A 23,257-nucleotide genomic window follows, 5' to 3' on the forward strand; every position below is an offset into this window, starting at 1 on the left:
CTTAAACAGCTTGTATGTTATGCCTTACCTCTTTGGCGACATACCTTGCTCCACAGCAGAAACACCCGCCCATCTTAACCGCTAAGCTCAAAGCGTCCCTTTATTGCTGGCCAGACTAAATAATTCACCAAATTACGTTGTTTTTAAAACACAATTGGTTTTAGATGAAGGCAGTTGACTTTCTGCTAGCAAGATGAGACCTAAGATGAAAAACGTAATTTGTGATATTGATGGTGTACTGCTACATGACAATAAGTTGATCCCTGGCAGCGATAAGTTTATCCATCGCATTCTCGAGCAGGGAAACCCGCTGGTCATACTGACCAACTACCCGGTACAGACGGGTAAAGATCTCCAAAACCGCCTCGGCGCCGCCGGGATCCAGGTACCAGAGGAGTGTTTCTACACCTCGGCCATGGCTACGGCAGACTTCCTCAAGCATCAGACGGGTGACAAGGCCTTTGTGATCGGTGAAGGCGCCCTCACTCACGAGCTCTACAAGGCCGGCTTTACCATTACCGACATCAACCCAGATTTTGTCATCGTCGGTGAGACCCGCTCCTACAACTGGGACATGATCCACAAGGCCGCCCAGTTTGTCGCCGCCGGCGCCCGCTTCATCGCCACCAACCCGGATACTCACGGCCCGGCCCACAGCCCTGCCTGTGGTGCCCTGTGCGCGCCTATCGAGCGCATCTCGGGTCGCATGCCCTTCTACGTGGGTAAGCCCAGCTCCTGGATCATCCGCAGCGCCCTGAACCATATCGGCGGCCACTCGGAAAATACCGTCATCATCGGCGACAACATGCGCACCGATATCCTGGCAGGATTCCAGGCGGGTCTGGAAACCATCTTAGTCACCAGCGGCGTCAGTCAGATAAAAGATATCGACAAGGAGCCTTTCAGGCCCAACCATGTGTTTGACTGCGCAGGTGATATCGACGTCATCTAGCTTGTTTAGCCAACGAATTCACTAGCCAAGACGCGCGGTCCAGACCGCGCGTTTTTTATCCTCTGTCTGCACAAGATTTATCCCTATCAGCCCAGCTGCCATCGGCCTTTCATCAAACATAAAGCGTAACATTTAATCGCCCCACCTCCCTTGATAATGCCGGTCATCTTATTCATCATGTGGTCGCGATTAATAAATAACAAAAACAAATAGGAAGTCCCATGCGTTTTGCCCTACCCACCTGTGCTCTGGTGTTCCTCAGCGCCTGTAGCCAGCATGCTCCCCAGCTAAGTAGCGAAGAGCAAGTTCCCGCCTTTAACGAAGCCAGATTCAGGCTGGATATTCAGACCCTCTCCTCGGATAAATTTGAGGGCCGCGCCCCCACAACCCAAGGTGAGGCGCTGACGCTGGATTATCTCAGCAAGGCCTTTGCCGCTGCCGGACTGGTCGGTGCCAACGATGGCAGCTTCCTACAACCTGTGCCTATGGTCAGCTATACCGCCAGCGAGTCGCAAACAGTGACCCTTGGCGATCTGCCGATGCACTACCGTCAGGATATCGTCCTGGGCAGTCGCCACGACAATCAAGGGGTGGAGATTAAAGATGCGCCGCTGGTCTTTGTCGGCTACGGCATCAAGGCGCCGGAATATCATTGGGACGACTATCAAGGCCTGGATATGAAGGGCAAGATCGCTCTGATCCTGGTGAACGACCCCGGCTTTGCCCTGCCAGAGTCAGGCAAGTTTAACGGCAAGGCGATGACCTACTACGGCCGCTGGAGCTATAAGTTTGAAGAAGCTAGCCGCCAGGGTGCGCTCGGCGCCATCATCATCCACGATACCAAGCCGGCTTCCTATCCTTGGTCAGTGGTAGAAAACAGCTGGACAGGCGCTCAGCAAGATCTGGTACTGGATAAGGCCACGCAGGACAGCCGTGTACAGGTCGAAGGCTGGATCACCAAGGAAAAAGCCAGCGAGTTGTTCGACAGCGCAGGCTTGTCGCTGGCGACCTTAAGCGATCGCGCCGCCAGCAGCCCGGTTAATGTCGCACTGCAAAAATCTGCCAACATCGCCTTCGCCAACAAGGCGGAATATGCCGATAGCTACAACGTGGTGGCCACCCTCCCCGGTCAAGGCGCAAGTGATGAGCAGATCCTCTTTACCGCCCACTGGGACCATATCGGCCTGGACAGCAGCAAGCAGGGCGATCAGATCTATAACGGCGCCCTGGACAATGCCTCTGGCACAGCAGGGATCCTGGAGATCGCCCGCCAGTTTGCCACCCAGGCCAAGCAAGGTAAGCCGCTCAAACGCTCGCTCACCTTCGTCGCCACCACAGGCGAAGAGCAGGGATTGTTAGGTTCGCGCTATTACGCCGCCAACCCTGTCTATCCGCTGGACAAGACAGTAGCCGTCTTCAACCTGGACAGCACCAATATCTATGGGCGTACATCGGATTACACTATCGTGGGCAAAGGCAAGTCACAGCTGGAAACCTATCTGGTCGAGGCGGCCAGCGGCCAGCAGCGCACTGCGGTGAGTGAGACGCGCCCAGAGTCTGGCGGCTTCTTCCGCTCAGACCACTTCAGCTTCGCCAAGTATGGCGTGCCAGCGGTATTTGCCGGTGGCGGCAACAATCCGGTCGATGATGCCACGGCTAAGTACAAGGCCGAGATGAAAGCGCAGATGAAGGGCTGTTACCACAATGTCTGCGACGAATATCGCGCCGACTGGGATCTCTCCGGCGCCCTGGAAGATCTTGGGGTCTACTATCAGGCCGCTCAACGCCTGGGTAACAACGGCGACTGGCCCGGCTATTATGCCGGCACCGAGTTCCACCAGCTGCGCCCGGCAACCACAAATGAGACTGCAACCGCCGAGTAACTAAGGTTTTCGGCAACACATGAATAAAAGGCTTCCATCGGAAGCCTTTTTGTTTATTTATCCGCCAGTCACGCCATTTTTTACCTGCTCGACTAAAATCCAGACTGAGATTAAGAATGCACAAATCCCACCTCAGATAAGGGACTATAAATAGAGATTCCATAATTAAAACCGTAAACAATAAAACAAAACTCAAAATCACCACCATCAAAACCACGAAAACAACACCAAAAAAGCGAATTTTATGATGTTTTGATAATTTTCAGGCTTGGCAGATGAAGAAAATGCTGTCAAAGTGATTGGCAATTGAGATTTATACCGTTTTCTGGAGCTTTCATTATGTGTTCAATATTTGCGATTCTCGACATCCAAACCGATGCCACGCCGCTACGCCAGGTTGCCCTGGAGATGTCAAAGTTGCTGCGCCATCGCGGCCCCGACTGGTCAGGGATCTATGCCAGCGACAAGGCGATCCTCGCCCATGAGCGTCTGGCCATCGTCGATATCGAGCATGGCGCCCAGCCACTGCTGTCAGAAGATGGAAGCCTGATCCTGGCTGTCAACGGTGAGATCTACAACCACAAGGAACTCAAGGCCGAACTGGGTGACAAGTACAGCTATCAGACCAACTCAGACTGCGAGGTGATCCTGGCCCTGTATCAGGAATACGGCACCGAGTTTCTGGACAAGCTCAACGGTATCTTCGCCTTCGTACTCTACGACAAGCGCAGCGACAGCTACCTGATTGGCCGGGATCACATGGGGATCATCCCCCTCTACACAGGCCATGATGCCGAAGGCAACTTCTATGTCGCCTCGGAGATGAAGGCGCTGATGCCCGTCTGTAAGACGGTCGAGACCTTCAAACCAGGTCACTACCTGACCAAAAGCGGTGAGACCCACTACTACCAGCGAGACTGGCAGTCTTTCGAGGCGGTACAGGACAACGCGGCCAGCGTGGAAGAACTGCGCGAGGCACTAGAAGCCGCGGTCAAGCGTCAGCTGATGTCAGATGTGCCCTATGGCGTGCTGCTCTCCGGCGGACTGGATTCTTCGGTGGTATCGGCCATCACCCAGACCTTCGCCAAGCGCCGCATCGAAGATGACGGTGCCAGCGATGCCTGGTGGCCGCAGCTGCACTCCTTCGCCGTTGGTCTGACCGGCGCGCCGGATCTGGCGGCGGCGCAGAAGGTGGCCGATGCCATAGGCACAATCCACCATGAGATCACCTTCAGCTTCCAGGAAGGCCTAGATGCGCTTAAGGATGTGATCTATCACCTGGAGACTTACGATGTCACCACCATACGTGCGGCAACCCCCATGTATCTGATGGCGCGTAAGATCAAGGCGATGGGGATCAAGATGGTATTGTCTGGCGAAGGCGCCGACGAGCTGTTTGGCGGCTACCTCTATTTCCACAAGGCGCCAAACGCCCAGGCCTTCCACGAGGAGCTGGTGCGTAAACTAGACAAGTTGCACCTGTTCGACTGCCTGCGCGCCAACAAGGCGATGGCGGCCTGGGGCTTAGAGGCGCGCGTGCCCTTCCTCGACAAGGCGTTTATCGACACGGCGATGCGTATCAACCCTGAGGCCAAGATGTCCAAAGATGGCCGCATCGAGAAGCATATCCTGCGTCAGGCCTTCGAACACAAGCTGCCGCAAGAGGTGGCATGGCGTCAGAAGGAGCAGTTTAGCGATGGCGTCGGCTACTCCTGGATCGATGGCCTGAAGGAACATGCCGCGGCCCAGGTGGACGATCTGCAACTGGCCAACGCCAAGTTCAGGTTCCCTTACAACACGCCTGAGACCAAGGAAGCCTACTTCTACCGTTGCTTCTTCGAAGAGCACTTCCCGCTGCCATCGGCCGCCGAGACAGTGCCGGGTGGCAAGTCGGTCGCCTGCTCTACCCCCGAGGCGCTGGCCTGGGATGAGAGCCTGCAAGGGATCATCGACCCCTCGGGCCGTGCGGTACAATCGGTGCACGAGAGTGCCTACTAGTCACTACATTTGAAAACCATAAAAAAAGAGACCACTTGGTCTCTTTTTTATGCACTTTTTAACGCTCTGTGAATCAATAATGCTCGAGATGATGCGTGGCAAATTCCTCGACCACTTGCATGAAGCGCCCCTCTTCATAGGCCTGGCCAATAATCGCCTGCATCTGACCCAAAGGGATCGCCATCTGATGTCGTTTACTCACGCCGAAATAGACCAGGCGCTGCTCCTCGTGGGTATAGGGGTGCACCTTAAGCTTGTCGTCGAAATCACTGAAACGGGCCCTCAGGCTAGGCAGTACCACCTCAGAGACGATAAGCAGATCGAAGCGTCCCTTGAGTAGCATGTTGGTCGCCGAGATCACATCATTGGTCTGCACCTTATTCAGCCCGGCATCGCTGTCGAAACGGTCGAAATACTCTGTCTCCCGCGACACGCCGATAGAAAGCGCGCTGAGATCCTCATAGTCATTCACGTTCGCCAGCGTCTGCTGGCTGATGAAGACGAAGCGACCGTCATTGCGATAGGGCAGAAAATAGCTAAAGGCGGCCCGCTCAGGCTTGGCGTATATTCCGGCCAACACATCGACGCTACCCTGCTCTAGCATATGCAGGCAACGGGCGAAGTTAGGGCTGGCAATATAGGTTAACTGGCGCTGTAACAGGCTGGCAAACAGCTCGAGCGCGGCGATATTCTCGCCTATGGGTGGCTGCTCAGGCTGTAGGATCTGAAACGGCGGATAGTGGTCGATACAGACCCGCATTACTCGCTCGTCTTCGACCTCACCGGCATAAATGGGCTGCGCGGCGAGCAAGCCCGCCGCTAACATCAAGGCCCTAGTAAGCTGCATTCAAGAATGACTCCTGGGACTCCATCTCCCGTTGACCATACTGCTCCTGAAAAAAAACCGGCTCATCAGCCGTTTAATCATTTAGCCGTTTAATCGTTTAGCCGTTTAAAATAATGCTCTCGTTCGATATCCAACACCTCCATGGTGATGCTGGATACAGAAGCGCACAGCGGCGCGATCAGGCGATCGACACACTGCATCAGGTGCAGTTTCTGTTCACTGCTGCGCCCCGGCATGATCTTAAAGCTGATATGAATAAAGCTAGCAGCTTTTGCCTCGCCAACACAGTAATGCTCGGCGCTATAGGCGCGAGACTTGATACTGGCGGGCTCAAACAGATCGCTCTCGATGGCGCCGCGATGCACCTGCTCAACCAGGTTGTCGATGGCAATCTGCTGCGCCAGCGGCGCGCTATATTCGATGATACAATGAGGCATTCTTACTCAGACCATACCGCAAACTCGTTACCGTTTGGGTCCTTAAAATGAAAACGACGACCGCCTGGAAAGGAGAAGATCTCCTGGGTGATCACGGCGCCTGCATCGGCAACCGAGGTTAGGCATACCTCTAGCGCCTTGGCATAGAGTACGATTAGCGGCGAACCAGAGGCGATATCGAATCCTTTGTCCGACAGAAAAAATCCACCGGCAATACCGGCATTGGTAAAGCAGCTGTACTCGGGACCATAATCTTCAAACTGCCAGCCGAACACCTTGCCAAAGAAGGCCTTGGTCGCGGCAATATCCTTAACCGGGATCTCGATATAGTTAATGGTCTGGTCTTGATTCATTGCATTTCCTTGCAGGGATGATCGTTATTAGGTTTTGGCCCATAAACGTGAGCCAAGTATCAGTTTTCAATCTACCCTCGTTCTAAAAGTAAAGCGAGTGTTAAATCTCCCCTGCCACCGACATAGCCTAGGTTTTAGCCAACAAAAAAGGGACCAAAGGTCCCTTCTGAATCATTGAGCTTATGAAATACAGCTTATGAAATACAGCTTTTGAAATACTGCTTATGAAAAGTAAGTCTTGAGAACTTAGTCCAGTAAGGCCGCCAGCAGACCTATGAGGCCACCGAATACGCCGCCCCAGACCACCAGCCAACCAAGGTGCTGCTTGATCATCTCCTGCACTATCTCTTTCACCAACTGCGGCGTGAGTTCTGCCAGGCGCTGGTCCACTATGCTCTTTACCTTTGCCCTGAGATCGGCTAACACGTCCGGCTGCTCTATCTCATTTTTCAGCAGCTCATAGAAATCATCGCTCTGGGACAGCTCCACCAAGGAGGCCTTCATTTTATTGATAAATGGCTCTTTCAGCGGGGCTATCGCCTCTGTGCCACCAAACATGGCCAGCATGCCACCAAATGAAGACTGCTCGACCGTGGTCACCAGGGCATCGAAGGCCGGGGACATATCCACCTTCTCGATAACGGGCTCCAGGTTGATGTGCGCCACGCTGCCACCCTGCTGTGACAGGAACTTATCGATATTTTCGTTGGTGAAAAACTGCTCCATCATGAGATGGGCGATCCCCGCCTTAAACTCCTCGAAGCGGGCCGGCACCACGCCGCTGCCGTAGAGGCCCGGTACCTTCTCAAATAACATGTGGATCGCCAGCCAGTTGGTCACCGCTCCCGACAGGGCAAACAGGCCGATGCTAAAGAGGATAGCGTGCTGAAAAAGATAGCCACAGACCACCAACAGGGCGGCCAGTAAATTAGTGATAAGACTCTTATTCACCGATTTATCTCCAAGGATAAGACAAAAAAACCGCGCTATCTTACCACAAGCAAAATCCCTGAAGACAGCCTATCAGTTTTGATTAACCGCCTGCTCGGCAAACAGGGTACGGGTGTCGCATTCATCGACGAAGATAAAGCCATCACCGCCGAGGTGCTCGCGGCGCACCGCCATCACATTGGTCTCATCTGCCAGTTCCCTGGCCTTCTCAACCAGACGAGTGGCGATGCCTTGATGACGAAAGGCCTCTTCGACATAGAGGTCATCAAAGTACCAGACGGGTTTGAGTAGACGCGAGGAGAAAGAGGGATAGAGCTGAATGAAACCGACAATCGCCTGGTCTAGCTGAGCAATGAAGATCACCGAATCGTTTTCATGCAGGCGGGCCTGCAGAAACTCGCCACTGTCGGCCAGTGCGGAGGTTTGTCCCAGGCTCTGACGGTAACGGTCAAACAGAGGCGCCAGCAGGGTCAAGTCATCTTCAATTGCAATTCGTATCAGCATATTCCGTCCTTGAAATCTGTATTGCCCTGGGAATGAGGGCGACAAATACAGTTACATCCTTATGATTTAGTTGATGTTATCACACTAAGATTAAAATAACAGTCCATTGTGAATACTACATAAGTCTAGGCTAGCCCCTTGGACGTTTACGCAGATCTTTATACTCGAACGACAGGCTGTGGATCCGCTCGATGGGGAAACCGTTGAGAAAGGCGATCTCCCGGCTCTCGTTAACCAGGCCAGGTTCGCCGCAGAGAAACAGGTGCTGTTGACGGTCGAACTGATGACACTTGAGCGCCTCGCTAAACGGGTTGGCATGGATCACCCGCCGCCCCTTGCTCTCACTCTGCCCCGTGATACAGGCCTGATAGTGAAACTGGCGATGCTCCAGCATCATCTTAAGTAATTTAGGGTGCAGATAGAGGTCGTTATCGTCCCGTGCGCCGACATAGAGGAAGATCTCTCCCTGATGGCCCTGGGCCAACGCCTGCATCAACATGCCGTGAGCCACTCCCAGGCCGCTGCCGAAGGCGACGATGATCAGCTTGGCATCACGATAGGCGGTGCGATAATAGCGACTGCCCAGCGGCCCCTGCACCAGCAGGCTCTCGCCTATCCCCGCGTGGTGATACAGCCAGTCACTGAACTGACCGTTGTATTTACGCCGCACATGCAGCTCTAAAAAGGGCTCCCCCGGCAAGCTGGTAGGTGAATAACTGCGGGTCAGGCCGTCGAAGCGCCGTAAATTAATATACTGCCCCGGATGGTGCGCCAAAGGCTCATCCAGTGCCAAGCGAACGCGCACCACGGCCTCATTGATAAACTGCTTCTCCTGGATCTTGGCGCCGATGAAGAGGTCCTGGGGCAGGATAGACTTGAGGCGCAGGGCGGGCGTGGGCTTACACTGACAGGAGCAGAGATAGTGACGCTGCTTGAGCCCCAAGGTCAGGCCGCGCTGGGCGCCAATCGCCATCTCGCCATCGACATGTTGTAGCAGACAGGTTTTGCACACCCCCTTCTTACAGGAGTAATTGACCCGCTGACCATGGCGTATCAGGGTGTCCAATACCGACTCACCGGCCTTGGCCTCAAATGCCTGACCGTCGAGGTAAAATGTTGTCATATATGTCGATTTATCTCGTAAAAATTTAAATAAATTTAATCTTTAGCCGTTCATTATCGATAATAAACCTACTAAAATTATAGCGACTGGTTCACAAACGTGCGGATTGGACTCGCCGTCCCCCCTTCCTTGAATCTTTTCAGTTCGTCTACAACGTCATTAAGGTCATTATGTCTTCCGTCCCATCATTTTTCGCAAAACTCGGACAAAAATACAAACAGCTGCCCAAATATCAAAGATATATTGGTATCTCAATTACCCTGTATTTAACATGGACCCTGTTACTGGGTCTACTGCTTCCTTATCTGCTGACCCAGCAAATCCCTAAGCAGCTGTCGAACCAGATCCAAAGACCCGTCTCCCTCACCCAGGTGAAGATCAATCCCTTTACCCTCGAGGTCGAACTCACCGACTTTGCCATCAAGGAAAAAGACGACCAGCCCTTTGTCGGCTTTAAACGCCTCGGCCTGAATATCCAATTTTGGGACTCCCTGTTTCAGCAAGGGCTGAGTCTCACGGATATCACACTCGAAAATCCCCACGCCGAGGTAAAGCGCTTAGATAGCGAAGAGGCGCTAAGGTTTAACTTCTCCGACATCCTGGAGACCCTGGCGAAAAACAGCGAGGCGCAACCAGAGACGGAACCCGAGCCAGAGGGCGCTAAGACTATTCCCCACTTTATCCTCAAGAATCTGGCGATCGTCGATGCTAATCTGCATCTACTCGATGAGATCACTCAAGGGGAAGTCAGCTATCCCAAGGTTAACCTCAATGTCGCCAGCTTCGACTCCCATAACCCCATAGTTGCCACTAAGATGAGCAGCGATGCCGCAAAGCCGCAACCTATTGAGGGCCAGAGTGTTGATGCCAAAAATGAGGCGGCGCAGAAGGCCAACCGCTATCACATGGAGTTTCACAGCGATCGCGGCGGCAAGATAGCCCTCAAGGGCCAGGTACAGCTCACCCCCTTCGAGCTTGTCGGCGATGTCCGCCTGAGCCGTATCGATCTGCCGCAGCTGTGGGCCTTTGTCGATAAGGCCTTCCATGTGTCACTGGACAAGGGCTATGTGGATTTCGCCACCGAGTACCGCGTCGCCATGGATGACGACCAGCTTGAGGCCAGCACCAGCGCCGGCGAGCTGAGTTTCAGTGAGCTACTGATCACCCATGAGCAGCGAGAGCTTATCTCCCTGGGACGTTTTGCCCTCTCAGGCATCGCAGCGGATCTTGGCCAGCAGCAGATCGATGTGGCCGCCCTGACCTCGAGCGACCTCCTGGTTAACGCACGCCTAGATGATAAAGGGGTAGATCTCGCCGCCCTGCTGGCACCAAAGGCCAGTGGTGACAAGTCTCCGACCGAAGTAAAGACTGATAACGCAACATCACCAGATGCAGTTGCCAATCAAAACTCAAATGAGCAAACGTCACGCGAACAAGCCTCGAGCGAGCAAGCCTCAAGTGAGCCAGCCGCTGGTGAACAGGTGGCCAAGACAGATACTAGCACCGAGACTAATACCGGCTCTAAACCAGACACTGAGACCGGCTCTAATACCGACACAAAGACAGACAGTCAGGCACCAAGCTGGCACGCTAAGCTTGAGAAGATCAGCCTGAGCAACTATCAGCTAAACCTGACCGAGCAGCTGTTTAAAGAGGAGAACCTCTGGCAGATAGGCCAGCTGCAACTCACCACAGGCGCGGTAGATGAGAGCCTGAGTCAGCCCATAGACTATCAGCTGGCATTAGCCATCAACCAAAGTGCCAAGGTGCAGAGTCAGGGGCAGATCGACGCCCTGGCCAAGCAGGTCAGCGCCGAGCTATCACTCGATGGGCTTAGCCTTAACTGGTTCCAGAACTACATTGCGCCTATTGTGAACATCAAGATTGACGATGGCCGCCTGGCGACATCTGGACAACTGCTTGCCGATGCCAACGGAAAACTAAATTATCAGGGCACGCTTCAAGTAGACGATCTTCAGGTCAAAGACCTTAAGGCCAACAAGACACTGGTAAAATGGCAGCAGCTGGATCTCAACCAGCTCGACTTCGATAAAGAGGCCAATAAACTGGCAATCGATCAAGTCACGTTAAACAAGCCTTACGGACGCATTCTGATCAACGAAGATCGCACCACTAACTTCCAGGATCTACTTGTCGCTGCGGACGATAATGCTTCGGCGGATGATTCGGCGGCCGATGCCGACCCATCCGGCGCAGCTAAGCCTGCCACCCGGAAAAATGACAAACAGGAAAATGACAAACAGGAAAAACAAGCTGCCAAGAAAAAGGCCGTAGCGCAAACCGCCGATGCGGCCAAGCCGATGGCCCTTAGCATCAACAAGATAGTGTTTAAAGATGGCTCGACCTTCTTTGCCGATAATTCTCTCACCCCTAACTTTGCCGCCAGCATAGAGCAGCTCGAAGGCAATATCGCCAACCTCTCATCAAGTAGCGACAAGGCCGCCAAGGTCGATATCAAGGGCAAGATAGACAGATACGCCCCGGTCGTCCTCAAGGGTGAAGTCAACCCCCTGCTAGAGCAGCCTTACCTGGACCTCGACCTCAGCTTCAAGCATGTGGAGCTCACCTCGGTGAACCCCTATTCGGGCACCTACGCTGGTTACTACATAGACAAAGGCCTGATGTCGCTGGATCTTAAATATCAGCTGGAGAACAATCAGTTGGTGGGCGACAACCATCTGGTGGTCGATCAGCTGCAACTGGGTAAGAAGAGTAACTCCAGCCTGGCGACCTCTCTGCCTGTCACCCTAGCCATCGCCCTGTTACAAGACAGACACGGGGTGATCGACCTAGGCCTGCAGGTCTCTGGCGATCTCAACGAGCCAAGCTTTAGCTTCGGCAGCATTATCGCCACCGCCTTCACCAATGTGATCACTAAGGCGGTGACCGCGCCCTTCAGCCTGTTAGCCGGCCTCTTGGGCTCAGACGATGAGCTGGATAAGGTGGCCTTTACCCCAGGTCTGGCGACGCTGCCAGAGGAGAGCCAGTCGCTACTGAGCAAGCTGGCCAAGGGTTTGGCCGACAGGCCTAAACTCACCGTCAGCGCCAAGGGCGCGGTGGATCCCGTGAGCGACAGTCAGGCCCTGATGACGGCCAAGCTACACCAGGCGCTGATTGCCCAGGCGCAGCTTGATGATGCCAAGTTCACCGAGGCGCAGATGCCCGCAGAGCTCACCGCCAGCACCTTCCCAACCACAGGGATACTCTCTGATGCGCTTAAGTCCCTCTATGAGAAGACGCTGCAAAAAGATCCCGGCGAAGTGCTCAAGGAGATCAAACAGCAGCTGGCCCAGCAGGACAATAGTGCCGGGAAGAATAGTGCCGAGAAGCTGAGTGACGAGGAACTGCAGACCCGCTGGCATATCGCCTTGTACAACTATCTGGTCTCGGCCCAGCAGCTCGACGATAACGCCCTGGGTCAGCTGGCTCAGAGCCGGGCCCTGGCCGTTAAACAATACCTGATTGAAGAGGCCAAGATTGAACCGGGCCGGGTATTCGTGCTCGACAGTCAGGCCGCGCTCGACACCAGCGCCCCACAGGCCCTGCTGACCCTAAGCGCCGAATAACAGAGGCGTTAACCTTCTCAAGCGGCCAGGCTCCAGTTTATGGACAGCTTGGCCGCTTTTTTATTTGCCGCTAGAGGCCATAGTGTCTTTACAACATACTTGGCGCCAAACAGGGCGAAATGCCGCTCACTGGCTCTCAGTTTGCACCGAGGCTTTGATCTCCATCACGCTTGCGTTAGAATCCGCCCCATCAAAATTATCTAGGAGTCGTTAATGTTTATTGTTCGCTGGGTATTAGGCCGCATTATCCTGTTTTTGAATTTTGTTTTTACCCCTAAGAAGCGCCAGCGTCCCCTGGCCGAACAGGCAAAGGTCGACGAGCAGACACAAGGGCTTCAGCTTTATCAATACGCCGCCTGCCCCTTCTGCGTTAAGGTACGCCGCGCCATTCGTCGCCAAGGGCTAAATATCGTCACTGTCGACGCCAAACAAGCCGAGCATCAACAGATGCTGGTAGAAGAGGGTGGACTGGCCAAGGTGCCTTGCCTGCGTATCGACGAGGCGGGAGAGACTCAGTGGATGTATGAATCCTCGGATATCATAGATTATCTCAACAAGCGTTTCGCCTAAGGTTTAACCTAGGCACCTTAGCTATCGCTTAAGCGCAGTGGGCACCCTAGGGTGCCCTTTTTATTGCCTGGCTCAAGGCGCTACAGATGGGGCAACATCCCTTTAAGCACTATGTCGTGATAGGTCACCACCCCTAAGATCTTACCCGCCTCGATCACCGGCGCCTTGTTGATGCCGAAGCGTTCAAACAGCCTGGCGGTATAACGAATGTCCATGTCGGCGTGTACCGACAACACAGGTTTAATCATGATCTCATAGACATTGACCCGCTCTGGCGACTTATCTTTGGCCAACACCTTGCGGGCGATATCGCTCATCAGCACCATGCCGTATTCGTCTTGTTCATGACGCTTGTTCACCAGCAACATGCTGACATCGTTGCCCACCGCCAGCTTGATCGCCTCGGCCACGGTATGCAGACCATCGACCATCACATAGCTGTCTTTCATGACGTCGCTGTTCTTAATTAGCCTGCTTGGTTTCATAGTTGATCCTCAATCTCTTTGCTGAGTTTTTCCACCTGATGGGCGACGCCCACGGCGTCCTCCACATCTATCTGTATGGCAATCCCCTGCCCCGGATTAGTGTCAAACTCCCCTACCCGGCAAATGACTTCCAAAATACTGCGACTCATGTGCTCCTCCACCAACCAGAGGATCACGTCGCGCTGTATATCCAGGCCCAGGCCCATGAAGGTCTTCTTCTTTTCGAGTCCTTCACCGCGGGCATGATTAATCACTGTCGCTCCCGTGGCGCCCGCCTCTCGCGCCGCATCGAGCACGGTATCGGTACAGGTGTCATCGACAAAGGCGACGATAAGTTTAAAGCGCATGGTCTCGCTCCTTAGCGGATTTTCGCTGACTTAAGAATTCCACTAGCTGGGCATAGCCCATTACTGTGATCATAGGAAACAGGCTGGCAAAGGCAATCAAGCCAAAGCCATCGATAAGTGGGTCACGCCCCGCCACATTGGTGGCAAGACCCAAGCCCAGCGCCGCCACCAGCGGCACTGTCACGGTCGAGGTGGTCACTCCACCCGAGTCATAGGCCAGTGGCACTATCATCTTAGGGGCATAATAAGTCTGGATCACCACCAGCACATAGCCGGCCATGATGTAGTAATGAATGGGGTCACCCACCACGATACGAAAACAGCCCAGGGCTATCCCCATAGCCACCCCGATCGCTACCGAGATCCTCAGCCCCTGAATGCCGATGGCACCGCCCGATACCTCGTTGGCCTTGATTGCCACGGCGATAAGCGAGGGTTCGGCAATTGTGGTACTAAAACCAATAGCGGCGGCAAACAGATAGACCCAAAGATAATCTTGCCAGATAAAGGGGGTATCACCGCCCTCAGGATGGAGAAAATCGGGTGAGGTCAGCTGACTGGCCATGCTTTGCCCTATGGGAAACAGCGCCAGTTCCAGCCCCACCAGAAACAGGCTAAGGCCGATGATCACATAGACAAAGCCCAGCAGCACCCGGCGCCAATTGGCGATGGCACGCTTAAGTACCCCGAGCTGAAAGCCAAACAAGATAACGGCTATCGGCACCACATCCCGGGCGGTCAATAATAGGGTGTCGAGCATAGTACTGAGATAGTTCATCACAACACCCACATGCCATAGAGTAATACGAAGATCATCGGCGTCAGGCTGGCAAAGGCGATTAAGCCAAAGCCATCCAACATGGGATTACGCCCCTTGATCACACTGGCCAAGCCCACCCCCAAGGCGGTCACTAAAGGCACGGTAATGGTGGAGGTGGTCACGCCGCCAGAGTCATAGGCGATCCCTATGATGTTCTCTGGCGCAAAGGCCGTCAGCACCATAACACACAGGTAACCGCCGATGATCAGATAATGAATGGGCCAGCCCTTGAGGATGCGGATCACCCCGAGGAGAATCGCCAGCCCCACCGAGATGGCCACCGTCAGCCTGAGCCCCATGGCATAGCTATCCATGGCCTCCTGACTTGCCGCAATGGCCCCTGAATTTGCAGCGACCTCGGCCGCCTCGTTGGCCACCGCCGTCAGCGCGGGCTCCGCCAAAGTAGTACCAAAGCCCAGGGAGAAGGAGAACACCACCAACCAGAAGACGCTGCCCTTACGCGCCAGCGCCTGGGCCAGAGACTCACCTATGGGAAACAGGCCCATCTCGAGCCCAAAGACGAAGAAGGTCAAACCGAAGACGATAAACACCAGCCCGAGCAGGATCTCGGCCAGATTGGCCGGGGCCTGATGCAGCACGAAGATCTCGAAGAAGGCGACCACACAGATGATGGGTACCAGATCCCGAAAACTGCCGAGTAATGAACGAAATAGGCTGATCAAGGCCGACATGCAGACTCCTTAGCACTGGGGAGTTCCTAACACATTTCCCCTTACCTTGAGTGTGCCAAGACGCTAACAAATAACAACAATTTTCTCACATCTCACCCCATTTACGTGAGCCAGTTCAAGTTACTCGGCTTGAGTCAATTTAGGTAAAGTCAGGTCACCTGGGGTGATCTCCCCCGGCGATTGGGTTATGCTGACCCTGCAACGAAAGTTAACCTCGACGAAAAATAAAGATAACAACAAGATGCCGATACCTTCCCCACTGCTTACCACCACACTAGTGCTCGCAGCAATCCTTGGCCTTGGCGGCTGCGCCAGCAAACGCGATGTCGATGATTTTAAGGTGCGCGTTGAAGATACCTTCCAGACCTCGATCAAGGGCAACGGCATCAAGCTGTTTACCTACAGGGTGAAGTACGCCGAGCTACCAACGCTTGAGCAGCCCCACATGCAGCGGGTACGCCAGATAGAAAAGATGAAACGCTCGGGCAGCAAGAAACGCTCTGTCTATGAGCCGGATCTGACCCGCTGGACACAGCAGATAGAATTAGGTTTAGAGAAGACCATCGCCATGACTGGCTATTGCCGCGAAGGCTATCTGGAGCTGAGCCGCATCATAGAGGTGGGGCGCGGTGAGATCCGCGGCGAGTGTAACGACGGCGCCACCGACGCCGACATCAGCAAGTTTGCCAACAAATAAGCGCCGAGTCACTCCTCAGCGCTTAAAGTGTCCATACGCCAGGAAATGCGCCGTCAGGGCGATAACTCTGGGGTTATTCATCATGAAGGGATGGGTGACTGCCAGGCAGATGTGATCCCGCATCCCCTCCAGGCGGGTGCGGGCCACAGAGACCTTACCATCGTTAGGCCCTGGCAATAGGGTCGAGAGCAGCAAATTCACGCTGCGACTGCCGGCAATCACCCCCACTTCAAAGTGGGCCTTGCCCAGGCGATTGGGCACGCTCTCTTCCTCCGTGCCCAACTGCAGACCTGCCGGGCCGTTTATCCACTTGAATCCAGGAAAATCCTTGAGCCTGTCCACCACTTCGCTGCCGTGATTGGGCGGCCCAAGCATGACCACACGGCCAAGTGCAGGCAAAGTATGTTGGCTCAGATACTGACGCACCAGTATGCCGCCCATGGAATGGGTCACGAAGTGCACTCTCTCACCCCGACATTGCGACAGTGCCCTGTCGATATGCTCGCCGGCTAGGGTCTCGATATCGAACTGAGTCGAAGGGTACCCCTGATTCACGCACTGATAGCCCTTAGCCGACAGGGCATGTTCCATCTTCACCATCGAGCCTCGAGTGCGCGCCAAACCATGGAGTAAGATCACTGACTCATTGCGGGGTTTCATCGCTGGCTGGCTCCTTGTCATTCCGGCTTGTCCTTATTCATCCTGGGTCAAACAAGCTAGAGTAGGCGATACTCGATAAGATATAGGGTCTGAATCTCGCCATATATCTCGGTGATCACCGCCTTTAACTGCTCAAGCGTCATGTTCTCCTGCGCGGCGTGTCGGGAGTTTAATGCCTCGAAGGCAAGCTCTTCGACCCGCACCACCTGAATATCGCAAAAGTGTCGCCCGGTTTCAAAGGTGGATACCGACAAGCGGTCACCGACGCGAAAGTGCGATTCGCTCTCATCCCTGAGGGTGATGGTTTTCGCTCCGCTGAGGATATCGGCTTCGAATCGCTCGAAGAAGGTGATCTTGCCATCATAGGTTAACGGGGTCATATTTCCTCTATCTGCTATTTTTGCCTATAGCCGCTTGGCACAGATTAGGTTAAAATCCGCCCCCGGTTTAAGCTAACTAGGTTTAAGCCCTTATTTTATCTGAATCAAAGACCCTGGTGGAAGTATGAACAAGAAACAAAAGATGCTGAAGAAGACGGCAAAGCGCGCCAAGGCCCGTCACAACAAACATACGCCGCCGACCGTAAAGAAATATATCTCTAAGGGCGATCGCGCCAAGATGCTGGCTCAGGAGCAGGCCGAGATGGCTGCCAAGGCTAATGCCGCCGAGAAGGCCGGTAAGGTCGAGGGCGAGCAGGAAGTCTCAGTTGAGGCTGTTGAAACAGCTGAGCAGGAAGAAGCTTCTCAAGCCGCAGAGTCAAAAGCTTCTGACTAACAAGCCTCAGAGTAATAGGCTCAGAGTAACAAAGCTCAGAGCAACAAGGCTCTCGGCTATTGAACTAGGACTAGTGCTCAGTCCTTCCCCCAAGCGGCGCCATCACGGGCGCCGTTTTTGTACCTCTCACTTTCAGCGTCGTTCTCATCAATTCTTATTGTAAAACCAAGAATGACTAGTCGCGACCCGGGCCAGTGACCAGCTCACTCACTCTATTGCTCTCCTCGCAATCTTGCTCTTCGCTGAGCTGCGCCATCTGAGCGCAGGAGGACGAGAGTGGATTGGGGCTGCTGGGGCTAAGCTCCTCGTCCAGCACCTCCTGACTGACCACAGGTACGGCGCTCGCCTGCACCTTATCTACCAATCGATAAGCGGTTAACACTCCGAGTACGCCGAAGAGGATCGCCCCCAGCACCTGGCCAATCAACACGCCTTCGACGCCCCCGAGCTGGCCGCCATAGTAGACGAAGGGAATGGTGCCCAGGGTTGCCTTACCCACGTTAAACAGGGTCGAGTACTTGGCCTTACCCAGGTTATTGAAGGAGGCGTTCGCCACAAACAGAGCGCCGGAGAAGACGAAGAAGACGGCGATGTAGCGACAGAAGAAGCGGATCAACTCGGCACTCTCCCCCTGCATGGCAAACAGGGCCACTATCTGCTCCTGCAGCAGCATCAGCAGCAAGGACACAGTCACCACATACAGGGCGCAGAATTGCAGCGCCTTGGTCAGACTCTGGCGCACTCGGGCAAACTCCCGCGCGCCGAAGTTCTGCCCGACTATCGGGCCTATGGCGCCGCTCAGCGCGAAGATCATGCCAAAGGCCACGGGCGTCAACCTGCCCAGCACGGCCCAGGCGGCCACATAACTGTCACCAAACTCGGCGATGGCGCGGGTCACCACGGCGTTGCCTATGGGGGTGGCGATGTTGGTCATCATCGCGGGGCCCGCGATGGCAAAAATTGGCTTGATATCTTCCTTGAAAGCGGTCAAATCGAAACGGCCAAACAGCTTATGCTTGACCACCACGCCCCTTGCGGCCACCAGCAGCACTGCCAGTCGCGCCAGCACAGAGGCGAGCGCCGCCCCTTCTATGCCCATGGCCAGCAGGAAGATGAAGATAGGGTCAAACACCAAATTAACCCCGCCCCCTGTCAGGGTCGATACCATGGAGAGTTTGGCATCACCCACCGCCCTGAGCGCGGCTCCAAGGGCCATCGCCAGACAGATGATGGGCATGGAGGGCACCAGAATATAAAGGTAGCCGGCGGCCAGCTCACCGGTGCGGCCCGTAGCCCCCACCAGGGTGAGTAGCTCGGGGATAAAACAGGTGACTATGATGGCGACAACAGAGGCCACCAGCACTGTCACCACGGCGCTGTTGAGCAGCAAGCGCTTGGCCAGCTCAAACTCTTTGGCGCCCACGGCACGGGACACCAGAGCGCCGAGGGCGATAGAGAGGCCGATACCAATTGAGGTAGTAAAGAAGGAGATGGTGCCCGCGTAGCCCACGGCCGCGGCCAACTCCTGCTCCCCCAGCAGACTGAGGAAGAAGATGTCGATCAGATCCACCACAAACAACGCCGAGATGCCGATGGCGGCGGTGGAGCTCATCACCAGTATGTGGCGCATGATGGAGCCCTGGACAAACTTAGCCGTGGTCATAACGCTCCCTCATAACCAATCACGCTTACTGCCGAATAGATTGCAAACATAAGGCTCCCTAGAGGTCGGTTTCCAGCTCGTTACCGCATTTATCACAGTAGAGCGCCGAGACTTCGTGGCCCATCTTGAGACAGTTGCTGCAGCGGCGCAGATCTTTCTTGCGCACCATCTCTTGGGAGATCTCCGAGGTCAGGATGCCGGTCGGAATGGCGATGATGGAGTAACCGATCAGCATGGTCAGCGCGGCAATCCCCTGTCCTAATGTCGTCTGCGGGGTGATATCGCCATAACCAACCGTGGTGATGGTCACGATTGTCCAGTAGATAGATTTCGGCATGGAGGTGAAACCATGCTCGGGCCCTTCCACCACATACATGATGGCGCTGAGCACCATGACGATCAGGCTGACGGAGAAGAAGAACAGAAATACCTTACGGCTCGACTGCATCATGGCCCGCAGCAGTATGTTGCCCTCGCTGAGATAACGCAGCAACTTAAGCACCCTGAAGATACGGAACAGTCGCAGCACACGTATCACCAGCGTGAAGTTGGCGCCAGGGAAGATGAGCGCCAGGTAACTGGGTAGAATGGAGAGCAGGTCCACCACACCATAGAAGCTGCGGGCGTATTGCACCGGATGGGCCGAGCAGTAGAGCCTAAGCAGATACTCCAGGGTAAATATGCCGGTAAAGCCCCACTCGGCGATGCGGATCCAGTCGCCGTAGCGGTTATGCACGCTGTCTATGGTGTCGACAAATACCAGGGCGACACTCAACACGATACAGACGATCAGGCTAAGGTCGAAATAGCGGCCGGCCGGCGTGTCTGTGCCGAAGATAATCTCTCTGAGTTTCTGTTTACGTGCCTCTTGCGGGGTCTCATCCATCTAAATCAACAATCCTTATTGCTTGCTATATCTTTTGCCATCTCTCATACCATAAAAACGTGCCAACCCCATGCGCTTTGATGCAACATGGAATTAACCGATCCAGCTTAATCTAAAATAAGGTATGATGAACACCCAAGTAGTGGCTTTATTTTACCGAACCAAGACGATGCAGACATTTTTTAAACAACTCCTGCTGCTCTGCCTGCTCGCCCCGTTAGGGGTTACCTGGGCGCAATCGAGCGGCCTCAGCTCGCCCCACAGTGCCAGTAAGAGCCAGATTGGCAAGGTAGATCTCGTGGTGGTTAATAAGTCTGAAGCCAGCATGTTGTTGATGCGTCAAGGTAAAGTGTTGAGACGCTACAAGATTGCCCTGGGGGATCGCCCGGTTGGCCACAAGCTGCAAGAGGGAGATCAACGCACCCCAGAGGGGCGCTACATCCTGGATTATAAGAAGGCCGACAGCGCCTACTACCGCGCTATCCATATCTCCTACCCCAACGACGAAGATAAACTCAGGGCCGCCGCGCTAGGGATCAACCCTGGCGGGCAGATCATGATCCACGGCCAGAACCCTAACTCATCGCTCACCCCGGATGAAGCCCAGCGTCTCAACTGGACCGACGGCTGCATCGCCATCAAGAACGAAGAGATAGACGAGTTGTGGCGCGCCGTCGATACCGGCACCCCCATAGAGATCTGGCCATAAGACCAGTGCCGCCACCAGTGCCGAATTCGGTGCCTGCGCCGCTAGCACGGCACTAATACCCAATTTTGAGTCCACACAAGATAATTAAGATGATGACTGAACCTCAAGTTTCCGATGAGCTGACTTTTGACGCGCTCAAGCTGCAGTGGCCCACCTTCAGCCAAGCGATTTTAGATTTCATGAAGGAGCTAGGGCTGGATCGCTTAGGTCTCGAGTGCGACCATGCCGCCCTCAGAGTCAACACCAGCCAAGGCGCCGACAGCCTAAGAGAGGCCTTCTGCCGTCAGGGTGAGATCATCTCAGATAATATGATCAACGGCCGCCCCATTCTCATCATCGCCCTCGACACCCCTATGATGCTAGGCGAGCTGACGATAGAATGTATCGAGCTACCCTACCCCGGCGATAAGCGTTATCCGGTCGAGGGCTGGGAACATATCGAGTTGGTGCTGCCGAGCGGCGCGACCACCACAGAGACACTGAGTGAGCAGCTACTCGAGCGGGTACCGACACTGACCAAAGTGCTGGCTCAGGAAACGGATGTTAAGGTGAAGATGAGTTCGCCTCAGGGGGAACATGAGCGCCTGGCTAACCCCACCATCGCCTTCAAGCGGGGCAACCTCTGCATCAAGATCCATCCCCACGGCATAAAGGCGGTTATCGCCTCCGAAGCGACTTAGCTAAGTAGCAAACTAATCCAGTAATCAAGTAGCCAAGTAGCCCAGTAGCCTGACCCTTGTCAGGCTACTGCCAAGTGACAGTTATTTAAAAGTCACTTGGTTACTGCTTCAAAGCAAAGCCCCAATTTAAGCGGGCTTGATGTTCTGATTCACCCTAAACAGATTATTCGGATCGTACTGCTTCTTCAGCTGACGTAATCGCCCGTAGGTTTCCCCATAGGCCGACTCGGTGCGCTCGGATTCATCATCGGTCAGGAAGTTGATATAGGCGCCGCCGCTGGCAAAAGGTTTTGTCTTATCGAAGAACTCCCGCGCCCAGGCGATGCAGCGTTTATCATCGTCGGCAGACTCCCAGCGCACATGCACGTTCAATACGTACTGAGCATCCCGGGCCGAATAAGCCATGGCATCGGCGGCCGGCTGACAGGTGGCGCAACCGATTGAGGCGATAAAGATCTCACACTGCTCCGTGGGCAGGGTACCAGCATATTCGATGGCCGTATCGATAGCCGCTTCATTAAGCTGGGTAAAATTGTGGGATTTCCAATAGTTACGTGAACCTGGCGTCAACAGAGGATCGAAGGCCTGCTGCCATGCAGCAAAGGGTTGTACGCCCACATGCTCACCCACAGGCGTGCCAAATTGACGAAGCGGCGCGATCAGTTTCTCACCTTCGGCGGGATCGCCGGCATAACAGATCGCCAGCACTATCACCTCTTTGCCGTGAACCGACTCGGGGAGAAATGGCAGTGGCGGCGCCTTACGAGCCACCATCCAGACACTCAGATCCTCGGGGGCATTGGCGGTAAAGTTAACAAACTGGCTGATAACAGACTTTGCCTGCTCGAAGGGGAACACGATGAGGCCGCTAAGGACGTCGGGCCCAAGGGTGTGCAGCTTAAACTCAAATTGAGTGACTATACCGAAGTTACCACCGCCGCCGCGCAGTCCCCAGAAGAGCTCTGGTTCGCTGGCCTGACTGGCAACAAGCTGTTTGCCTTCGGCGGTCACGACATTGGCCGACACCAGATTATCGATTGTCATGCCCAATTTGCGGCTTAACCAGCCAAAGCCACCACCTAAGGTTAATCCTGCGATCCCTGTGGTAGAGTTGATCCCAACAGGTACCGCCAGGCCATGTTTTTGGGTGGCGGCGTCTACATCCTCGAGCGTACAACCCGGCTCAACCAGCGCCAGCTGTTTGTCGGGGTCGACCCTGACCTGTTTCATCAAGGACAGATCTATCATCAAACCATCGTCGCAAAGGGCCTTACCCGCGATATTGTGGCCACCACCGCGAACCGAGATAAGTAAATCATGTTCCCGACCAAAGTTGACGGCTTTGACCACATCATCCGCCGAGGTGCAACGGGCAATCATCCCCGGTTTTCGATCTATCATGGCATTCCAGATCTGTCGCACTTCATCATAGTTGCTGTCTTCGGGCAAAATAACATCGCCACCAAATTCAGCCTTAAAACTGTCCACCTGAGATTGTTGTAAACCTTTCATATAAGCTGCCTCTTAAGCGTCACATCGTCGCGCAAACAATGTATGTGCCAATAAGTGCTATGCTCATTCCCTCAAGTGCAACGTCAATACAGCTTGGTTCTAGTTGGAGTAATGAAATTCAATCACG

Annotated in this window: 24 protein-coding genes; 9 read left to right on the plus strand and 15 right to left on the minus strand. The window is 54.4% G+C overall.

Annotated elements, in window-relative coordinates:
• Positions 1-205 precede the first annotated feature (205 nt).
• The 3 genes from K0H81_RS12315 (at position 206) to asnB (ending at position 4,833) form a co-directional block, all read left to right on the plus strand.
• A complete protein-coding gene (locus K0H81_RS12315; RefSeq protein WP_041406575.1) occupies positions 206-952 on the plus strand; it encodes an HAD-IIA family hydrolase in 747 nt (248 codons plus the stop codon).
• A 221-nt stretch (positions 953-1,173) separates the two neighbouring features.
• Positions 1,174-2,835, plus strand: a complete 1,662-nt coding sequence (locus tag K0H81_RS12320; protein WP_220058511.1) for a M28 family metallopeptidase — start codon at positions 1,174-1,176, stop codon at positions 2,833-2,835.
• Between the two features lie 339 nt (positions 2,836-3,174).
• Positions 3,175-4,833 (plus strand): asparagine synthase B, encoded by a 1,659-nt coding sequence (asnB, locus tag K0H81_RS12325; protein WP_220058512.1) that lies wholly within the window; start codon positions 3,175-3,177, stop codon positions 4,831-4,833.
• A gap of 73 nt (positions 4,834-4,906) precedes the next feature.
• Here asnB and K0H81_RS12330 read toward each other — a convergent pair whose 3' ends face one another.
• The 6 genes from K0H81_RS12330 to K0H81_RS12355 all read right to left on the minus strand — a co-directional run bounded on the left by K0H81_RS12330 (position 4,907) and on the right by K0H81_RS12355 (position 9,048).
• Positions 4,907-5,680, minus strand: a complete 774-nt coding sequence (locus K0H81_RS12330; RefSeq protein WP_220058513.1) for a substrate-binding periplasmic protein — start codon at positions 5,678-5,680, stop codon at positions 4,907-4,909.
• Positions 5,681-5,769: 89 nt separating this feature from the next.
• Complete coding sequence (locus tag K0H81_RS12335) at positions 5,770-6,117, minus strand: 5-carboxymethyl-2-hydroxymuconate Delta-isomerase (RefSeq protein ID WP_220058514.1); 348 nt, start codon at positions 6,115-6,117, stop codon at positions 5,770-5,772.
• Positions 6,118-6,119: 2 nt separating this feature from the next.
• Positions 6,120-6,470 (minus strand): VOC family protein, encoded by a 351-nt coding sequence (locus K0H81_RS12340; RefSeq protein WP_144198548.1) that lies wholly within the window; start codon positions 6,468-6,470, stop codon positions 6,120-6,122.
• A 246-nt stretch (positions 6,471-6,716) separates the two neighbouring features.
• On the minus strand, positions 6,717-7,421 hold the full coding sequence (locus K0H81_RS12345) for a DUF445 domain-containing protein (RefSeq protein WP_220058515.1): 705 nt from the start codon (positions 7,419-7,421) through the stop codon (positions 6,717-6,719).
• A gap of 72 nt (positions 7,422-7,493) precedes the next feature.
• On the minus strand, positions 7,494-7,925 hold the full coding sequence (locus K0H81_RS12350; protein WP_220058516.1) for a GNAT family N-acetyltransferase: 432 nt from the start codon (positions 7,923-7,925) through the stop codon (positions 7,494-7,496).
• A gap of 130 nt (positions 7,926-8,055) precedes the next feature.
• Positions 8,056-9,048: a 2Fe-2S iron-sulfur cluster-binding protein gene (locus tag K0H81_RS12355; RefSeq protein ID WP_220044855.1), complete on the minus strand. Its 993-nt coding sequence runs from the start codon at positions 9,046-9,048 to the stop codon at positions 8,056-8,058.
• A 170-nt stretch (positions 9,049-9,218) separates the two neighbouring features.
• On the opposite strand from K0H81_RS12355, the gene K0H81_RS12360 reads away from it, so the two are divergent.
• A complete protein-coding gene (locus K0H81_RS12360) occupies positions 9,219-12,635 on the plus strand; it encodes a DUF748 domain-containing protein (RefSeq protein ID WP_220058517.1) in 3,417 nt (1,138 codons plus the stop codon).
• A gap of 213 nt (positions 12,636-12,848) precedes the next feature.
• Positions 12,849-13,205, plus strand: a complete 357-nt coding sequence (locus tag K0H81_RS12365; protein WP_220058518.1) for a glutathione S-transferase N-terminal domain-containing protein — start codon at positions 12,849-12,851, stop codon at positions 13,203-13,205.
• Between the two features lie 80 nt (positions 13,206-13,285).
• Here the strand turns inward: K0H81_RS12365 and K0H81_RS12370 are convergent, their stop codons facing one another.
• Genes K0H81_RS12370 through K0H81_RS12385 form a run of 4 tightly spaced genes read right to left on the minus strand, consistent with a single transcriptional unit; the run spans position 13,286 to position 15,549 of the window.
• Positions 13,286-13,690, minus strand: coding sequence for a CBS domain-containing protein (locus K0H81_RS12370; protein ID WP_220058519.1), 405 nt, complete (start codon positions 13,688-13,690; stop codon positions 13,286-13,288).
• Positions 13,687-14,037, minus strand: coding sequence for a P-II family nitrogen regulator (locus K0H81_RS12375; protein ID WP_144198536.1), 351 nt, complete (start codon positions 14,035-14,037; stop codon positions 13,687-13,689). Before K0H81_RS12375 ends, K0H81_RS12370 begins: the two co-directional genes overlap by 4 nt.
• A complete protein-coding gene (locus K0H81_RS12380) occupies positions 14,027-14,815 on the minus strand; it encodes a DUF1538 domain-containing protein (protein ID WP_220058520.1) in 789 nt (262 codons plus the stop codon). The genes K0H81_RS12375 and K0H81_RS12380 overlap by 11 nt, the downstream gene beginning before the upstream one ends.
• Positions 14,815-15,549: a DUF1538 domain-containing protein gene (locus K0H81_RS12385; protein ID WP_220058521.1), complete on the minus strand. Its 735-nt coding sequence runs from the start codon at positions 15,547-15,549 to the stop codon at positions 14,815-14,817. The genes K0H81_RS12380 and K0H81_RS12385 overlap by 1 nt, the downstream gene beginning before the upstream one ends.
• Positions 15,550-15,790: 241 nt before the next feature.
• On the opposite strand from K0H81_RS12385, the gene K0H81_RS12390 reads away from it, so the two are divergent.
• Positions 15,791-16,246 carry a hypothetical protein gene (locus K0H81_RS12390; RefSeq protein WP_258406280.1) on the plus strand — a complete coding sequence of 152 codons (456 nt, stop codon included), beginning with the start codon at positions 15,791-15,793 and terminating at the stop codon, positions 16,244-16,246.
• A gap of 15 nt (positions 16,247-16,261) precedes the next feature.
• Here K0H81_RS12390 and K0H81_RS12395 read toward each other — a convergent pair whose 3' ends face one another.
• Positions 16,262-16,906: an esterase/lipase family protein gene (locus tag K0H81_RS12395; protein WP_258406281.1), complete on the minus strand. Its 645-nt coding sequence runs from the start codon at positions 16,904-16,906 to the stop codon at positions 16,262-16,264.
• Positions 16,907-16,962: 56 nt separating this feature from the next.
• On the minus strand, positions 16,963-17,286 hold the full coding sequence (gene yqfB / locus K0H81_RS12400) for a N(4)-acetylcytidine aminohydrolase (RefSeq protein WP_220058523.1): 324 nt from the start codon (positions 17,284-17,286) through the stop codon (positions 16,963-16,965).
• Positions 17,287-17,410: 124 nt separating this feature from the next.
• On the opposite strand from yqfB, the gene K0H81_RS12405 reads away from it, so the two are divergent.
• On the plus strand, positions 17,411-17,680 hold the full coding sequence (locus K0H81_RS12405) for a DUF2986 domain-containing protein (protein ID WP_220058524.1): 270 nt from the start codon (positions 17,411-17,413) through the stop codon (positions 17,678-17,680).
• A gap of 175 nt (positions 17,681-17,855) precedes the next feature.
• Here the strand turns inward: K0H81_RS12405 and K0H81_RS12410 are convergent, their stop codons facing one another.
• Together K0H81_RS12410 and K0H81_RS12415 are read right to left on the minus strand one after the other, a co-directional pair.
• Positions 17,856-19,343, minus strand: a complete 1,488-nt coding sequence (locus K0H81_RS12410; protein WP_011865291.1) for an MATE family efflux transporter — start codon at positions 19,341-19,343, stop codon at positions 17,856-17,858.
• A 58-nt stretch (positions 19,344-19,401) separates the two neighbouring features.
• A complete protein-coding gene (locus tag K0H81_RS12415; protein WP_011865290.1) occupies positions 19,402-20,229 on the minus strand; it encodes an ion transporter in 828 nt (275 codons plus the stop codon).
• Between the two features lie 169 nt (positions 20,230-20,398).
• Here K0H81_RS12415 and K0H81_RS12420 point away from each other — a divergent pair, with 169 nt between their 5' ends.
• A complete protein-coding gene (locus K0H81_RS12420; RefSeq protein WP_041511743.1) occupies positions 20,399-20,938 on the plus strand; it encodes a L,D-transpeptidase family protein in 540 nt (179 codons plus the stop codon).
• Positions 20,939-21,027: 89 nt separating this feature from the next.
• Complete coding sequence (locus K0H81_RS12425) at positions 21,028-21,618, plus strand: VOC family protein (RefSeq protein ID WP_220058525.1); 591 nt, start codon at positions 21,028-21,030, stop codon at positions 21,616-21,618.
• Between the two features lie 126 nt (positions 21,619-21,744).
• Here K0H81_RS12425 and K0H81_RS12430 read toward each other — a convergent pair whose 3' ends face one another.
• A complete protein-coding gene (locus tag K0H81_RS12430) occupies positions 21,745-23,130 on the minus strand; it encodes an FAD-binding oxidoreductase (protein ID WP_220058526.1) in 1,386 nt (461 codons plus the stop codon).
• Positions 23,131-23,257 lie beyond the last annotated feature (127 nt).

Source organism: Shewanella halotolerans (assembly GCF_019457535.1).
GTDB classification, from domain to species: Bacteria; Pseudomonadota; Gammaproteobacteria; order Enterobacterales; family Shewanellaceae; genus Shewanella; species Shewanella halotolerans.

What these genes read in the sequence shown, in the direction of transcription:
- K0H81_RS12425 (WP_220058525.1), top strand. Translation starts at nt 21,028, where the DNA reads ATGATGACTGAACCTCAAGTTTCCGATGAGCTGACTTTTGACGCGCTC.
- K0H81_RS12330 (WP_220058513.1), bottom strand. Translation starts at nt 5,680, where the DNA reads ATGCAGCTTACTAGGGCCTTGATGTTAGCGGCGGGCTTGCTCGCCGCG.
- K0H81_RS12380 (WP_220058520.1), bottom strand. Translation starts at nt 14,815, where the DNA reads ATGAACTATCTCAGTACTATGCTCGACACCCTATTATTGACCGCCCGG.
- K0H81_RS12410 (WP_011865291.1), bottom strand. Translation starts at nt 19,343, where the DNA reads ATGACCACGGCTAAGTTTGTCCAGGGCTCCATCATGCGCCACATACTG.
- K0H81_RS12365 (WP_220058518.1), top strand. Translation starts at nt 12,849, where the DNA reads ATGTTTATTGTTCGCTGGGTATTAGGCCGCATTATCCTGTTTTTGAAT.
- K0H81_RS12315 (WP_041406575.1), top strand. Translation starts at nt 206, where the DNA reads ATGAAAAACGTAATTTGTGATATTGATGGTGTACTGCTACATGACAAT.
- yqfB (WP_220058523.1), bottom strand. Translation starts at nt 17,286, where the DNA reads ATGACCCCGTTAACCTATGATGGCAAGATCACCTTCTTCGAGCGATTC.
- K0H81_RS12430 (WP_220058526.1), bottom strand. Translation starts at nt 23,130, where the DNA reads ATGAAAGGTTTACAACAATCTCAGGTGGACAGTTTTAAGGCTGAATTT.
- K0H81_RS12350 (WP_220058516.1), bottom strand. Translation starts at nt 7,925, where the DNA reads ATGCTGATACGAATTGCAATTGAAGATGACTTGACCCTGCTGGCGCCT.
- K0H81_RS12355 (WP_220044855.1), bottom strand. Translation starts at nt 9,048, where the DNA reads ATGACAACATTTTACCTCGACGGTCAGGCATTTGAGGCCAAGGCCGGT.
- K0H81_RS12395 (WP_258406281.1), bottom strand. Translation starts at nt 16,906, where the DNA reads ATGAAACCCCGCAATGAGTCAGTGATCTTACTCCATGGTTTGGCGCGC.
- K0H81_RS12360 (WP_220058517.1), top strand. Translation starts at nt 9,219, where the DNA reads ATGTCTTCCGTCCCATCATTTTTCGCAAAACTCGGACAAAAATACAAA.
- K0H81_RS12320 (WP_220058511.1), top strand. Translation starts at nt 1,174, where the DNA reads ATGCGTTTTGCCCTACCCACCTGTGCTCTGGTGTTCCTCAGCGCCTGT.
- K0H81_RS12405 (WP_220058524.1), top strand. Translation starts at nt 17,411, where the DNA reads ATGAACAAGAAACAAAAGATGCTGAAGAAGACGGCAAAGCGCGCCAAG.
- K0H81_RS12370 (WP_220058519.1), bottom strand. Translation starts at nt 13,690, where the DNA reads ATGAAACCAAGCAGGCTAATTAAGAACAGCGACGTCATGAAAGACAGC.
- K0H81_RS12385 (WP_220058521.1), bottom strand. Translation starts at nt 15,549, where the DNA reads ATGTCGGCCTTGATCAGCCTATTTCGTTCATTACTCGGCAGTTTTCGG.
- K0H81_RS12340 (WP_144198548.1), bottom strand. Translation starts at nt 6,470, where the DNA reads ATGAATCAAGACCAGACCATTAACTATATCGAGATCCCGGTTAAGGAT.
- K0H81_RS12390 (WP_258406280.1), top strand. Translation starts at nt 15,791, where the DNA reads ATGCCGATACCTTCCCCACTGCTTACCACCACACTAGTGCTCGCAGCA.
- K0H81_RS12420 (WP_041511743.1), top strand. Translation starts at nt 20,399, where the DNA reads ATGCAGACATTTTTTAAACAACTCCTGCTGCTCTGCCTGCTCGCCCCG.
- K0H81_RS12335 (WP_220058514.1), bottom strand. Translation starts at nt 6,117, where the DNA reads ATGCCTCATTGTATCATCGAATATAGCGCGCCGCTGGCGCAGCAGATT.
- K0H81_RS12415 (WP_011865290.1), bottom strand. Translation starts at nt 20,229, where the DNA reads ATGGATGAGACCCCGCAAGAGGCACGTAAACAGAAACTCAGAGAGATT.
- K0H81_RS12375 (WP_144198536.1), bottom strand. Translation starts at nt 14,037, where the DNA reads ATGCGCTTTAAACTTATCGTCGCCTTTGTCGATGACACCTGTACCGAT.
- asnB (WP_220058512.1), top strand. Translation starts at nt 3,175, where the DNA reads ATGTGTTCAATATTTGCGATTCTCGACATCCAAACCGATGCCACGCCG.